The organism is Collinsella sp. BM28 (assembly GCF_054551995.1).
The window spans coordinates 1133613-1147599 of sequence record NZ_JBTOLJ010000001.1; the positions used below are offsets into that span (position 1 = coordinate 1133613).

12 protein-coding genes are annotated in these 13987 nt (G+C 61.9%); 5 read left to right on the forward strand and 7 right to left on the reverse strand.

Features of this window, described 5'->3' with window-relative positions:
• Positions 1 to 2 precede the first annotated feature (2 nt).
• Both ACX9NZ_RS04935 and ACX9NZ_RS04940 read right to left on the reverse strand, forming a co-directional pair.
• Entirely contained in the window at positions 3 to 788 is a 786-nt protein-coding gene (locus tag ACX9NZ_RS04935) for an LEM-3-like GIY-YIG domain-containing protein (protein ID WP_317440626.1), read from the reverse strand.
• Between the two features lie 150 nt (positions 789 to 938).
• A complete protein-coding gene (locus tag ACX9NZ_RS04940) occupies positions 939 to 2450 on the reverse strand; it encodes an IMP dehydrogenase (protein WP_118653708.1) in 1512 nt (503 codons plus the stop codon).
• 226 nt (positions 2451 to 2676) lie between these two features.
• Between ACX9NZ_RS04940 and ACX9NZ_RS04945 the strand changes: the two genes are divergently transcribed.
• The gene (locus tag ACX9NZ_RS04945; RefSeq protein WP_407495465.1) at positions 2677 to 3006 is read left to right on the forward strand and encodes a winged helix-turn-helix domain-containing protein; all 330 of its coding nucleotides are present in this window, start codon (positions 2677 to 2679) and stop codon (positions 3004 to 3006) included.
• Between the two features lie 47 nt (positions 3007 to 3053).
• On the opposite strand, the gene ACX9NZ_RS04950 is transcribed toward ACX9NZ_RS04945, so the two are convergent.
• The 5 genes from ACX9NZ_RS04950 to ACX9NZ_RS04970 form a co-directional block, all read right to left on the reverse strand.
• Complete coding sequence (locus ACX9NZ_RS04950) at positions 3054 to 3629, reverse strand: manganese efflux pump MntP (RefSeq protein ID WP_407495467.1); 576 nt, start codon at positions 3627 to 3629, stop codon at positions 3054 to 3056.
• A 148-nt stretch (positions 3630 to 3777) separates the two neighbouring features.
• Positions 3778 to 4602, reverse strand: coding sequence for a PLP-dependent transferase (locus ACX9NZ_RS04955; protein WP_407495469.1), 825 nt, complete (start codon positions 4600 to 4602; stop codon positions 3778 to 3780).
• Between the two features lie 116 nt (positions 4603 to 4718).
• Complete coding sequence (gene thrS, locus ACX9NZ_RS04960; protein ID WP_407495471.1) at positions 4719 to 6479, reverse strand: threonine--tRNA ligase; 1761 nt, start codon at positions 6477 to 6479, stop codon at positions 4719 to 4721.
• Positions 6480 to 6696: 217 nt separating this feature from the next.
• Positions 6697 to 7128 carry a double zinc ribbon domain-containing protein gene (locus tag ACX9NZ_RS04965; RefSeq protein ID WP_317440336.1) on the reverse strand — a complete coding sequence of 144 codons (432 nt, stop codon included), beginning with the start codon at positions 7126 to 7128 and terminating at the stop codon, positions 6697 to 6699.
• A 463-nt stretch (positions 7129 to 7591) separates the two neighbouring features.
• On the reverse strand, positions 7592 to 8386 hold the full coding sequence (locus ACX9NZ_RS04970) for a family 1 glycosylhydrolase (RefSeq protein WP_407495475.1): 795 nt from the start codon (positions 8384 to 8386) through the stop codon (positions 7592 to 7594).
• A gap of 327 nt (positions 8387 to 8713) precedes the next feature.
• Here ACX9NZ_RS04970 and ACX9NZ_RS04975 point away from each other — a divergent pair, with 327 nt between their 5' ends.
• The 4 genes from ACX9NZ_RS04975 to ACX9NZ_RS04990 all read left to right on the forward strand — a co-directional run bounded on the left by ACX9NZ_RS04975 (position 8714) and on the right by ACX9NZ_RS04990 (position 13655).
• Positions 8714 to 9718, forward strand: coding sequence for a hypothetical protein (locus ACX9NZ_RS04975; RefSeq protein ID WP_330006406.1), 1005 nt, complete (start codon positions 8714 to 8716; stop codon positions 9716 to 9718).
• A 481-nt stretch (positions 9719 to 10199) separates the two neighbouring features.
• Entirely contained in the window at positions 10200 to 11690 is a 1491-nt protein-coding gene (locus tag ACX9NZ_RS04980; protein ID WP_407495477.1) for an NAD(P)/FAD-dependent oxidoreductase, read from the forward strand.
• Positions 11691 to 13097, forward strand: a complete 1407-nt coding sequence (locus ACX9NZ_RS04985; protein WP_407495479.1) for an NAD(P)/FAD-dependent oxidoreductase — start codon at positions 11691 to 11693, stop codon at positions 13095 to 13097.
• A 3-nt stretch (positions 13098 to 13100) separates the two neighbouring features.
• Positions 13101 to 13655 carry a DUF1667 domain-containing protein gene (locus tag ACX9NZ_RS04990; RefSeq protein ID WP_407495481.1) on the forward strand — a complete coding sequence of 185 codons (555 nt, stop codon included), beginning with the start codon at positions 13101 to 13103 and terminating at the stop codon, positions 13653 to 13655.
• Positions 13656 to 13987 lie beyond the last annotated feature (332 nt).

The window sequence follows — 13987 nt, forward strand, 5'->3', positions numbered from 1 at the left end:
TCCTAGAGCACCCTGTGGATCTCCACGAGCGCCTTACGAGAATAAGCGGCCTTCACATAGCGGATGGGATTTGCGCTCCCCGGCGCGTACAACCCCGAGACGCCCTTTCCGACATAGCGATCTCTAATACACCGTTCGGCAACGCGCCCCACGAACTCCATGCGATGAGCCAACTCGGCTTGACTGACCGAGCGATCTGCGCACATGCCCGAACCCGCCGGCAACCATGCCGCGATTTCATAGGCTTCAAGAACCATGCCGTCATAGACCGCCAGAGCAAGATGGATTCCCTCTACCTTACTTTTGTCCACACGCCAAAACCCTCGTGTTACCTCATACAACTCAAAATCGGACATTCCGTTTCGGTAGAGCTGGTTGACCTTGACCAGGACCGCATCTTCGAGAAAATCCGACTCGGTCAGTTCTCCGTGATCAAACCTCGCATCGAGCTCCGAAACCTCTATCCGCCCATATAGGCTCGATTCATGACCCGCCTGCTTGTTCGTCAGATTCTTCAGTCCAAGTAAGTCAATTGCCGCCGCCTCAACTTTATATGCGGCCTTCTCATCAAGGCCGAAAGCCAAAATCTCGATGAGGGGTTGCCTGCCACGCGCTTGTATCTCGGCAATCTTGCGTGCCTTATCGCTTTCGGAACCGTCGTGCAAATGAGCGAATGCCCTATTGCCCTTTCCTTTGCCAACATAAAAAGGAACTTTAGTCACGGGATCAGAATATATATAGACGTAATACCCAAGCGCTTCGATTGTTTTTGGAGAAAACTTATCCACTCTGAACTCGATTCATTCGAAAAGAGGCGACCATGACCCCAGCTTCACATTAAATACTGACAAATCCTTCGTACTCAAAATAGCAGAAGGCTCGCATGCGAGCGCACACGAGCCTTCTGAGCATTAGCCTGTAGGATGATTTGGAACCGCTTAGTTGTAGCTCACCGTCTGCTGCGAGTCCTTGACCACGACGTCGTGGGCACCGCCCTCGACGATGGAGGTGGCAGACACGAGCGTGAGGCGAGCCTTGTCCTGCAGCTCGGGGATGGAGAGCGCGCCACAGTTGCACATGGTGGACTTGACCTTGTACAGAGTGCCGTTCACGCCGTCCTTGAGCGAGCCGGCGTAGGGCACGTAGGAGTCGACGCCCTCGACGAAGGACAGCTTCTGGGCGCCGCCCAGATCGTAGCGCTGCCAGTTGCGGGCGCGCGCGGAGCCCTCGCCCCAGTACTCTTTCATGTACTGGCCGTTGACGTTCACGCGAGAGGTCGGGGACTCATCGAAGCGGGCGAAGTAGCGACCGAGCATGAGGAAGTCGGCACCCATGGCGAGCGCGAGGGTCATGTGGTAGTCGTAGACGATGCCGCCGTCGGAGCACACGGGCACGTAGACGCCGGTCTCCTCGAAGTACTCGTCGCGGGCGCGGCAGACGTCGATCAGCGCGGTGGCCTGGCCGCGGCCGATGCCCTTGGTCTCTCGGGTGATGCAGATGGAGCCGCCGCCGATGCCGACCTTGATGAAGTCGGCGCCGCAGTCGGCCAAAAAGCGGAAGCCGTCGGCGTCGACGACGTTGCCGGCACCGACCTTGACGGAATCGCCGTAGTTGGCGCGAATCCACTCGATGGTGCGCTTCTGCCACTCGGAGTAGCCCTCGGAGGAGTCGATGCACAGGACGTCCGCACCGGCCTCGACGAGCAGCGGCACACGCTCGGCGTAGTCGCGAGTGTTGATGCCGGCGCCGACCATGTAGCGCTTGTTGGCGTCGAGCAGCTCGTTGGGGTTGGTCTTGTGGGAATCATAGTCCTTGCGGAACACGATGCCGACGAGATGGTCGTTGTCGTCCACGACGGGCAGGGCGTTGAGCTTCTTGTCCCAGATGAGGTCGTTCGCATCCTTGAGGGTGATGTCCTTGTCGCCCACGATGAGCTCGGCGCGCGGCGTCATGAACTCGGCGACCTTCTTGGAGTGGTCGTCGCGGCTGGGGCGATAATCGCGGCTCGTCACGATGCCGAGCAGCTTGCCGCGAGGCGTGCCATCGTCGGTGACGGGCATGGTGGAGTGACCCGTCTTGTCCTTGAGGGCGATGACCTGCTCCATGGTCATGTCGGGCGTGAGGGTGGAATCGGACTCGACGAAGCCCGCCTTGTGGTCCTTGACCGCTTTGACCATGGCGGCCTCGGACTCGGGGGTCTGAGAGCCGTAGATGAAGGAGATGCCGCCCTCGGTGGCAAGGGCGACGCCCATGTCAACGCCGGAAACGGACTGCATGATGGCGGAGACCATCGGGATGTTGAGAGTGATCTCGGGCTCCTCACCGCGCTTGAAGCGCGTCAGAGGGGTCTTGAGGGAAACATTATTGGGAATGCACTCCGAGGATGAGTACCCGGGGACGAGCAGATACTCAGAGAAAGTGTGGGACTCACCAGGGAAAAACGTTGCCATGTCGCTCCTTCGACTCACTGCTACCGGCGTATGCGGCGACCATCGCGCCACGCGCCTTTGGCGCCCAATATAAGTGGTGCGTATTGTATCGCAGACCCACTGCTACAATGACTGTCGTTGCAAGACTTCAAAGGGTCTGCCCATCTGGGCCCTTCGCAGGCGCGCGAGCGCCGCGTTTATCCGCGAGCCGCTGCAAACAAGCCCGCCCAACACACTTGGAGATTCCATGCCGCTGTCCGCCCATGCCCGACTCACCATCTCCGACGACGCGCGCGACCTCCCCGGCGCGTTCGGGGGCGGTTGCGCGGCGCTGCTCGAAGGGGTGGCGGAGGAGGGCTCGCTCAACCGTGCGGCGAAGCGCATGGGTATGGCGTATTCCAAGGCGTGGAGAATCGTACGCGAGGCCGAGGGGCATCTGGGCTGCGAACTGCTCGCCCGCGACGGTGCGCGCGGCTCGGTGCTCACCCCTGAGGGCGAACATGCCCTCCACGCTTATCGAACCCTCCAGGCAGAGCTCGACGCGATGATCGCGAAGCGCCTCACCGAGCTGTTTTAGCCACCTCGGGTACGAGCGCCCTCCTGGCAAAAGCTCGGACAGGGCAACTACAACCCCAAACACGCCTTGACGCCGATCAGGATGAGCACGATGCCACCAATGACCTCGGCACGCGCGCCGAAACGCTCACCGAGCTTGCGGCCAAGAGCCAGCACGAGCAGGCAGCGGGTAAGCGTGGTCGCCCCGATCATCCCGCAATAGAGGACGACGTCCTTGCCCTCGGCGGCAAAACTCACACCCACAACAAACGCATCGATGGCGGTGGCAACAGCCTCCATGCCAATCGTCGCCCAAGTAAGGAGCGCCGCAGGACATGCCTCCGGCTCTCGGAGCTCGCGCACCGCCTCGACGATCATCTTCCCACCCACGAATGCGAGGATAATCAGCGAGACGATGCCCGCGTAACGCTCGATGTACTCCGCGATGAGCGCTCCGCCCAGATAACCGAAAGCGGGCATCATCATCTGAAACAGGGCGAACGCGACGGGCATGCCGAGCTTCTTCGACAGGGGCATGTCGGGTTCGCACAGGCTGTTCGACAGGGTGACCGCCATGGCATCCATGGCCAGAGCGATTCCGAGCACAGTGCTTTCCGCAAGAGCTGCGGCGGTGATGACGGGCATACAATCCCTCCAGACTCATAGCTTGAGACGGGCTTCCGATCAGGCGTGCACGGAAAACGCACCGGATTGCGCACGACGGAAAACGAGACGCGGCGGGCGGAACCGCTTCGATCACACGGCGACGCCGACAATGTCGTGAGACAACCTCCTACGGCTGCGGAGGATTGCGGAACCAGCGCATGGCCTGGTCGAGATCGTCGGCTATGGCGAGGGGGTCATCGAGGCCGGCGAATATGCGAACCGCGCTCCCCTGCCACCCATCGCGCGCATGCAGGCGCGTGAGGGATCCGCCGGCGTGGCAATCTCGGCCGCTGAGACGACAGCGCCCGATGAAATCCCCCGCCGTGGCGCCCCAGTCCCCAGGGAGCTCGAAATCGACGGCGGGGCCGAAGCCGTGACGCAGCACACGCTCAGCCAGCGAGCGATCGGGATGTGTGGCGAGACCGGGGTAATCGACCCGGACCAAACCATCACAACAGGCAAGGTACTCAGCGAGGGCGCGGGCATGATCGAAATGGCGCTGCATACGCGTCGAGACGCTATCGAGTCCATGGGCGATGACCTCGAGATCGGCCCGAGCCAACGCGCAAGAAGGCTGGTCCCCCACGCGAGCGACCGCGCGAGCACCACGTGCGGAAAGCGCAACCACCCTGCGATCGAGTAACCCGCCAGCAACGCGGTCGAGCGCCTCGCACTGCACGTCGGCACCAAGCTCGAAAGCATGGCAACCGAAATGCGACGGCACGGTGATGTCAACCCACATAAGACCGCCGTGGGCATGAACCTCACGAGACTCGGCACGGACATCCGCCACGCGAAGGCCAGTGCCGCCGACCATATCGGTCAAACGGTCTTCGTCCGCCATGACGCCAAGGCGCGCGAGCGCCTCGTCGACGCGATCGCCGTACACGAAGACGGCGATCTCGGCGCAGACGAACTGCGCATATCGGGTCTCGAGTTCCTGTTGAGCCATCACGTTGAAACCGCCCTTCCTCTCCTGGACAGTGGGCCCGAAGCATAACGCACGCCGCGCCGAGCCCGTGGGGCCCGAGGCGGCGTGCGCATCATAACAATGAACCCGGTTGCGTCCTACGCGCGCGTACGGGTCTCCTCAACGACCTTGGCAATGAATTCATCGACGGCCATCGGAACGGTCTCGTTGGAGCGGTCGCGCACGGAGATGTTGCCGGCCTCGACCTCCTTCTCGCCCAGGATCAACATGTAGGGCACGCGGTCGGTGCTGCGGGCCTCGCGGATCTTGTAGCCGATCTTCTCGTCGCGGTTGTCGCACACGGCGCGGATGCCGGCGGCCTCGAGCTTCGCCGTGACCTCGTTCGCGTAGTCGCGGCTCTTCTCGGAGACGGGCAGGACCTTGACCTGCATCGGGGCAAGCCACACGGGGAACTTGCCCGCGAAGTGCTCGATCAGGATGCCGATGAAGCGCTCGATGGAGCCGAAGCACACGCGATGCAGCATGATCGGGCGCTTCTTCTCGCCGTCGGCGTCCACATAGGTGAGGTCGAAGTTCTGCGGCATCTGGAAATCGAGCTGCACGGTGCCGCACTGCCAGGTGCGGCCGAGGGAGTCCTCCAGGTGAAAGTCGATCTTGGGGCCGTAGAAGGCGCCGTCGCCCTCGTTGATGACGTAGTCCATGCCGAGCTTGTCGAGGGCGACCTTGAGGCCTTCCTCGGCGGCGGCCCAGTCCTCGTCGGAGCCCATGGAGTCCTCGGGGCGCGTGGACAGCTCGACGTGGTATTTGAAGCCGAACTTCTGATAGACGGAGTCGATCAGGCGAACCACACCGACGATCTCGTCGGTGAGCTGCTCGGGGGTGACGAACAGATGGGCGTCGTCCTGGTTGAAGCAGCGGACGCGGAACAGGCCGTGCAGGGCGCCCCTGAGCTCGTGGCGGTGCACCAGGCCGATCTCGCCGGCGCGGATAGGCAGCTCACGGTAGCTGTGCGGCTTGGAGCTGTAGACGAGCACGCCGCCGGGACAGTTCATCGGCTTGATGCAGTACTCCTCCTCGTCGATCATGGTGGAGTACATGTTGTCCTTGTAGTGGTCCCAGTGACCGGAGGTGAGCCACAGCTGCTTGTTCATGATCTGCGGCGTGGAGATCTCGACGTAGCCGGCCTTGTGGTGGATCTCGCGCCAGTAGTCGAGCAGCGTGTTCTTGAGGATCATGCCGTTGGGCAGGAAGAACGGGAAGCCCGGGGCCTCATCGCGCATCATGAAGAGGTCCATCTCGCGGCCGATACGGCGATGGTCGCGCTTCTTGGCCTCCTCGAGCATGGTGAGGTGCGCCTCGAGCTCGTCCTTGGTGGCAAACGCGGTGCCGTTGATGCGGGTGAGCATCTTGTTCTTGGCGTCGTTCTTCCAATAGGCGCCGGACACGCCGGTGAGCTTGAACGCCTTGAGGGCCTTGGTGTAGGTGAGGTGCGGGCCGACGCACATGTCGATGTAATCGCCCTGCTGGTAGAAGGTGATGCGGGCGTCGTCGTCAAGGTCGCCGATGTGCTCGACCTTGTACTTCTCGCCGCGCTCCTCCATGAGGGCGATGGCCTCGGCGCGAGGCAGCTCGAAGGCCTGGAACTTGAGGTTCTCCTTGGCGATCTTCCTCATCTCGGCCTCGATGGCGGGCAGATCGTCCTCGGAGAGGGTCTTGTCACCGAGATCGACGTCGTAGTAGAAACCGTTGTCGGTGGCGGGGCCGTAGGCGAAGTCGGCCTCGGGATACAGGCGCTTGATGGCCTGGGCCATGATGTGGGCGGCGGAGTGGCGGATGACGTGCAGGGCCTCGTCGCCCTCGACCTCGGCTACAGAGCCGTCGTTGAATAGAGCCTTCATATGAGTACCTTCCTTATAAGGTGTATTACCTGAATGGCTGTCTAAGTGTACCCGTTTTCATATGGGGATGCGTTTCCAAACGAAGACGTCATGCGCAAGCCGACTTCTCCCCTATTAGCTCCCCCATTTGAAAGCGCACCCGCCATCGGGATGCGATGACGGGTGCGGATCGGCGTGCGGCAAGAGACCCCATGCGCTACATGGGGCGCAGACGCGCCTATTGGATGTGAGTACGGCAGTACGGGCAAACTTTCCAATGAGCCTCGAGCGGCTTCTTGCAGGTGGGGCATACGTTGCGAACCTGCGTGTTGCAGACGGGGCACACGATAAAGTCCTTCTCGATGGTGGTACCGCAATTGGGGCAGTTGCCGTACTGGGCAAGCTGACGCTCGCGAAGAGCCATCTCGAGCTCCTGCTCCTCGCGATCGGAGGCGTACATGCTGGGACGCATGACCAGGTAGGCGATCAGACCGACAAACGGAATGAGGGCAAGCAGGCCCCACGCCCAAAATGCCTGAACACCGCGACGTTTGGCGTCGATGAAGACGTAAGCGACGGAAAGCAGGTAAAGGGCGACGACGAACGCGATGAAAACATAGACGACCATCATCAGTTGAGGCGATATGAGCTCCTCGATGTATTTGGACATGCGGACATACCTTTCAGCAGGGTTGCACGACGGCAAAGCTGGTCATAATCGTTCAATATTGTATACCCACGGCGGCCGACACGCACGAATTAACGACCAGGGGGATGCGCGCGCACGCGAATGACACAGGGGGACCCCACATTCGATAGCACCTAGCCGATGACCGCTCGGGCACACGCAATAGAGCTCCGCTAGACAGCGCTCTCAACGACTTCCTCGCCTTCAATCTCGCATATGCGCCACGAGAGTTAACTCTCGAAGAACAAAAAGCTCCCGTTCAACGAAAATCGGCTCCGAGAGTTAACTCTCGGAGCCGATTCTCCTCATCACCTGACCTGTCCATCAAGACTCGACACGCCTTCGAGGAAAGACGACTTGGCCAGGTTCATCAATCCGGTTGAACCCACCTTGGCGCCATCCGCAGCAGGCACGTAACACGTCAGCCCCAAAGGCAGCCAGGCACTTAGCCCAGATCTTCGCCGTTAGAGGCAATGACCTTCTTGTACCAGTAGAAGCTGTCCTTGCGATATCGGTCGAAGGTGCCGTTGCCCTCATCGTCGGCGTCGACGTAGATGAAGCCGTAGCGCTTCTTCATCTCGCCTGTCGAGACGCTCACGAGATCGATGCAGCCCCACGGTGTATAGCCAATGAGGTCCACGCCGTCGTCAACCGCCTTCCTCATCCCCTCGATGTGGCGACACAGATAATCGATGCGATACGAGTCGCGGATGGGGCCGTCCTCCTCGACCACATCAACCGCACCGAGACCGTTTTCGGTGATCATGACGGGAACACGGTACCGGTCGTACACCTTATTCAAGGTGTATCGCAAACCGACGGGGACAATGGGCCAATCCCAGTCTGTCAGCTCGAGATACGGGTTGCGGACGCCACCCATGATGTTGCCGCTCGTCTGGTCGGTGAACTCGTCTTCGCGAGTGGTCTGGCAAATGCTCTGATAGTAGGAGAACGTGTAGAAGTCGCATGTTCCGGTCTTGAGGTCGGCGCGCTCCTCATCAGAAAGGTCGAGCTTGATACCGTGACGGCGGACATACGTCCACGCGTAGTACGGGTACTCGCCACGCAGCATCACATCGGAGCACATGCAGTTGCGGTACAGGTCGTCTGCCTGGACCAACAACTGGTCCTCGGGGCAGCACGTGCGTGGGTACTGCGTGATATGGCAGATCATCGTGCCAAAATGGAAATCGGGGTTGATATCCCTGCCGGCCTTCACCGCCCGAGCAGACGCGATCATGATGTTGCTGCAATTTCACAAGGCGCTCGAGCGGACACTTCCGTGAGAGTTGACTCTCGATGCCAGTAAACCGCGGATTGGGCACAAAATGGCTTCGAGAGTTAACTCTCGCGGAGTTTTACAGAGCAGGACACTGCACGCCTGTTGGCCCTTGGGCTTGGACAATGCCCGATAGTAAGCACCGTCAACAACCATGGCACCATTCTCGCCGCATTCCGGCATGAATCACACACAACATGTCAGCCAATGGTATGAGCCCTCCACAGCTCAACGCGATGAATCTCAGTTTCTCGAGACATTTCTTTTTATCGGCCGTACGCTTACAACATGAAGGCGTTTCTTGTTGACATATCGGCATTTCAGATCTGGTTTGGCGACCAAGGGGTTATACGCACGAACAACCCGATTGGCCTCGTCAGAGACTACGATCTTGCCGCTTCTCGCCGAACCGACCTGCCGCTCGACCAGGTCGGCAAGCTCGGCCTTCGCGGACAGATGCACGTCGCCGTACCAAACCATGCAAGGCGGCATCATCAAGCCGGCATAACCGCCCATGTCATGAGCTCCCCCGCCCCGTACTCCTTCGTGCGACTCAGCAAAGATGTATACGTTGAGTCACCCGAAGCCACCCTGATTCGCATGGCCAGCCACCTTGATCATGGTGAGCTGGCGGTCATGGTCAATCAGCTCCTGAGCCACTACCGCATATGCAACGGCGCCATCGTAAGCGCTCGTCCCCTTTCAACGGAAGCCCGATTGTTGCAACAACTGAAGCAATCAAAAGGCAAACGTGGAGCCAAGATAGTGCGAACGGCACTTGCATACGCTGTGGTAGGAACTGCCTCGCCGGCGGAAGCGAAAGTGGCAGCCCTGCTAACCCTTCCCGCGCGATGGGGCGGAAAAGGACTTCCCGTTCCCGAGGCAAACGCGGAGATCACGCTTGTGCCCTCGACGTCAAGAAGATGCGTCACGGCGGATCCCACCAGCGCTGAGATGGTTATTCGCAATGGAACCAAACGATACGCAGATTATCTCTGGAGAGCCTGGAAGCTCATCCTCGAATACGACAGCGACGAATTCCACGCTTCACGAAAAAAGCTAGGTGCAGACAGTGCCCGCAGGGCTGAGCTGCAGCGCGCGGGCTATACCGTGGTTACTCTCACCAATCGGCAACTGTCCAATATTGAAGAGCTTTCCGTCGTCGTAGACACCCTTCTGAATAAGATGGGGATGAAGAGCAAAACCGCCCGGATTGAAAACTACTGTGAACTCGAGCGGGAGCTACGTCGTCAGGTATTCTCTTACGATCCTCGAGTCATCAGAATGAGCTGACGCGCCCTTTGGTCCGCTCGATGGCGTCGGCACGATTTCGGCACCAAGATAGAAGATGACGCCGCAGCAATCCACTTTTCAGGGCAACAAGGAGCCACCAAGGCGCCCGGCCGGCAAACTGTCCCCAATCGAGCCCATGAACTACATGCGAAGTTGCCGCGAGAGTTAACTCTCGAAGAGAGAAATGCGATGAACGCACCGGAAAGATCCGCGAGAGTTAACTCTCGCGTTAGGAGCACATCGAAAGACGGCAGTAATGAGCACCCTTGCGTACGCCACCCATGTGACGGCACGCAAGGACGCCGTTGGCGGGCGGATTCACACGCTCCGCCGAAACGGCATTGTGCAGATAAGCGACAGGCGTAGCATAGCTTATTGACACTTCGTCTATAACGCCTCGAACCCGCGAGAGGCATGAGAGTCCTCACAGCGCACGGAGCCGAGGCCGACATGTCCCATCGACTTGATGACAGGAGACGCAATGGCTCAGACGTTCGACATCGTCATCGCAGGTGCGGGCGTTACCGGATGCGCGATTGCCCGGCAGCTCGCACGGTACGATCTCTCGATCTGCGTATTGGAAGCGACCAACGACATCGCCCTCGGCGCCTCCAAGGCGAACGGGGGCCTCGTGCACGCGGGCTACGACCCCGCCCCCGGCACCGTCAAGGCACAGGTGAACGCTCGCGGATGCGCCCTCTACGGCACGTGGTCTGAGGAACTCGGCTTCCTCTTCCGCAGGACGGGCTCCATGGTTCTGGGATTCACGGAAGAGGACCGTGCCCACCTCAAGGTGCTCGAGGAAAACGGGCACGCCAACGGGGTTCCCGAGCTTGAGATCATCGGCCCCGAGCGCATCCGGGAGCTTGAGCCCCGCGCGAGCCGCGAGGCAACCTGCGCCCTGTGGTGCCCCTCGACGGGATATGTCGACCCGTTCGACGTCGCCATCGCGTGCGCCGAAAACGCCGCGGCGAACGGTGTTGCGTTCGTGCGCAGTGCGCCCATACAGGCGATCGACACGCTCGTCGCGAATGCGCCACTGCAGACGGGTGACGCACCTCTTTCGAGCCAGCCCGCTCGCTTCGCCATGCACACTCCGCGCGGGACCTTCCACGCGCGCATCCTCATCAACGCCGCTGGCAGCGGTGCCACCAAGATTTCCGCCATGGCGGGCGGCGAGGCGTTCGAGCTCGCATGGCGCCAAGGCAACATCGTCGTGCTCGACAAGGAGCCCCGCGCGCTCATGCCGCTCTACCCCGTCCCCACGCCCGTCTCCAAGGGCGTCATCGTGACGGGAACCGTCCACGACAACACGGTGATCACCGCCACGGCCGCTCTGCGCGACCCCGGTGACCGCGACACCTACGCATCCGACGTCGAAGCCCTGCTCGCGGGCGCCCGCAAGCTCGTCCCCGACCTCGATACGCGACGCGTCGTGCGCTCCTTCGCGGGCGGACGAGCGGTCATCCGGGGCCTCAATGACTTCCTCATCGCACCCTCCTCGACCGCACACGGCCTGTTCCACGCCGCCGGCATCCAGTCCCCCGGCGTGGCGAGTGCACCCGCGGTCGCCGAGCTCATGGAAACCCTCCTGCGGGAGGCGGGCGTGGAGCTCGTGGAGAAGCCCGACTGGCAGCCGCGTCGCCGCGCGCCCGAGGATTTCGACCGCTCCACCACCGTGCATCAAAACGAGCTCATCGAATCAGACTCCGCCTGGGGGCGCATCGTCTGCCGATGCGAGACCGTCCCCGAGGCGGAGATCGTCGCCGCGATCCACCGCACCCCGGGCGCCGTCTCCGTCGAGGGCGTGAAGCGCCGCTGCCGCGCCGGTATGGGCAGGTGCCAAAGCGGGTTTTGCCAAAGTCGCGTGCTCGAGATCCTCGCCCGCGAACTCGATTGCCGTCCGGAAGACGTGCTCCTTGAAGACGAGGGCTCGTGGATTGTAGATGGCGTGCTGAAGGAGGGCCGATAGATGGGAGAGATCCGGACGCGCGACTTCGACGTCGCGGTCATCGGTGGTGGACCGGCAGGCATGGGCGCCGCGCTCGCGGCGCATGAGACAGGCTCCAGCACCGTCATCATCGAACGCAACGAGCACCTGGGCGGCATCCTGCGCCAATGCATCCACCCCGGTTTCGGGCTCACGCACTTCAAAGAGGAGCTCACCGGCCCCGAGTATGCGCAGCGCTTCATCGACAAGGTGTCCGAGGCGGGAATCGAGACCATGCTCGGCAGCATGGTCCTCGCGATCGACGGCGGAAAGAGGGGCGAATGCGGCATCGGGGACGTCGATGGCGCCACCGCACGCCACGAGGCCCCCGACACCGGCGGGCACTCGGTCACCGTCATGACCGAGTCGGGCATGGTCGAAATCACCTGCCGCTCGGTGGTGCTCGCCATGGGATGCCGAGAGCGCACGCGTTCCGAGATCAAGATCCCCGGCAGCCGCCCGGCGGGCGTGTTCACCGCGGGCCTCGCCCAGCGATACATCAACATCGAGAACCTGCGCCCGGGGCACCGCGTGGTCATCTTGGGCTCCGGCGACATCGGTCTCATCATGGCACGCCGTTGCGCGCTCGAGGGCATCGAGGTCGAGGGCGTCTACGAGCTCATGCCCTACGCGAACGGACTGCACCGCAACGTCAAGAACTGCCTCGAGGACTTCGGCATCCCACTGCATCTATCCACCACCGTGACGCGCGTCATGGGACGCGACCGCGTGGAGGCGGTCGAGGTCTCGAGAGTCGGCGCGGACCTCTCCCCGATCCCGGGTACCGAGCGGATCGTCCCCTGCGACGCCCTGCTGCTCTCCGTGGGCCTCATCCCCGAGAACGAGATCGCGCAAGCCGCGGGCGTCGAGCTCGACCCCCGCACGCGCGGTGCCCGCGTCGATCAGGACCTGCAGACCGGCGTCCCCGGCATCTTCTCCTGCGGGAACGTCCTTCACGTGCACGACCTCGCCGACAACGTGACCGCCGAGGCCGAGCGCGCCGGCACATCGGCCGCCGCTTGGGCGCGTTCGCGTATGGGCACACCGGAAGCGGTCGAGGTGCTCGCAAACGAAAGCGGCCCCAAGGCCGCGGAACCTGCCGATGGTGCAGGTTGCGCGCTGAACATCCCTGTGAGCGCCGAGGGTCTCGCGGGCTACGTCGTGCCCTCACGCATCACGCGCGCAATCTCGACCAAGCTGTTCTTCCGTGTCAAACGCCCCGTCGAACAGGCGAGGCTGGTGATCAGCTCGGGCGGCGAGGTCATCTTCGCCGGCAAGCCGCGCGGATTCAAGCCGAGCATCATGGAGTCAGCGCCCCTCACCGCCAAGATACTCGAGCGCACAGGCGGCGAACTCACATTGTCCATCGAACCCATCGAGGAGCTGTAGACCATGGCCGAGCCGAACCCCACCTCCACCACAGCCTCCACCGGTGCAGGCGTCAACGAACCCATAGCCGAGCCGACCCTCACCTCCGATAAGAACCCCGCCGTCGCAGGAGCCAGCGAGCCCGTAGCCGAACCCCTTGCCGAGAAGGGCACCGGCGCAGGTATCAGCGTCGGGACGCAACGATTCCACTGCACCACCTGCCCATCCGAATGCGCGCTTACCGTCGAGGTCGCCGAGGACGCAACGGGGGCACTCCGCGTCATATCGGTCCAGGGAAACCGGTGCCCGCGCGGAAAGATCTTCGCCGAGCAGGAGATCACCTGCCCCATGCGCATCCTCGCGACTACCGTCGTCGTCAAGAACGGCGACGAGCGTCTCCTCCCCGTCCGTACCGACAACGCCATCCCCCGTGCCCTCCACATGCAGGCGATGGAACTCGTGCGGCACGCATCTATCGAGGCTCCCATCCACATGGGGGACGTCATCATGAACGACGTGCTCGGCACGGGGGTTGACCTCATAGCGAGCATGGACGTCGCGCGCGTCGCGCGTACATGAGGCAACCGCACGAAGGCCAACCGAACGTTGGCTGCGCGACGCGCGAACGCGGGCCCCATCCGACACCACAGGCGCTCGCTTCGGCCAATCGGGTCCGCCAGCATGCGCCCTCGACGCATTTTGCGAGCCGCCTGCCGCGAATCGTGCGTTTTTGTAACGAAATCCGAAGAGGCCCGAGTACACGGGCATGTTTGGCAAAGAAACCCCAGTTGGCCAGAGGCAAAATGGGCCGTCTACTCGGACTCGCTAAAAACTCGTTACAAAAACACCCGATTCGCGGCAACGAGGGGCATGCCGCGCTTCAAGACTGCGCTAGGGACTGCGGGCATCAT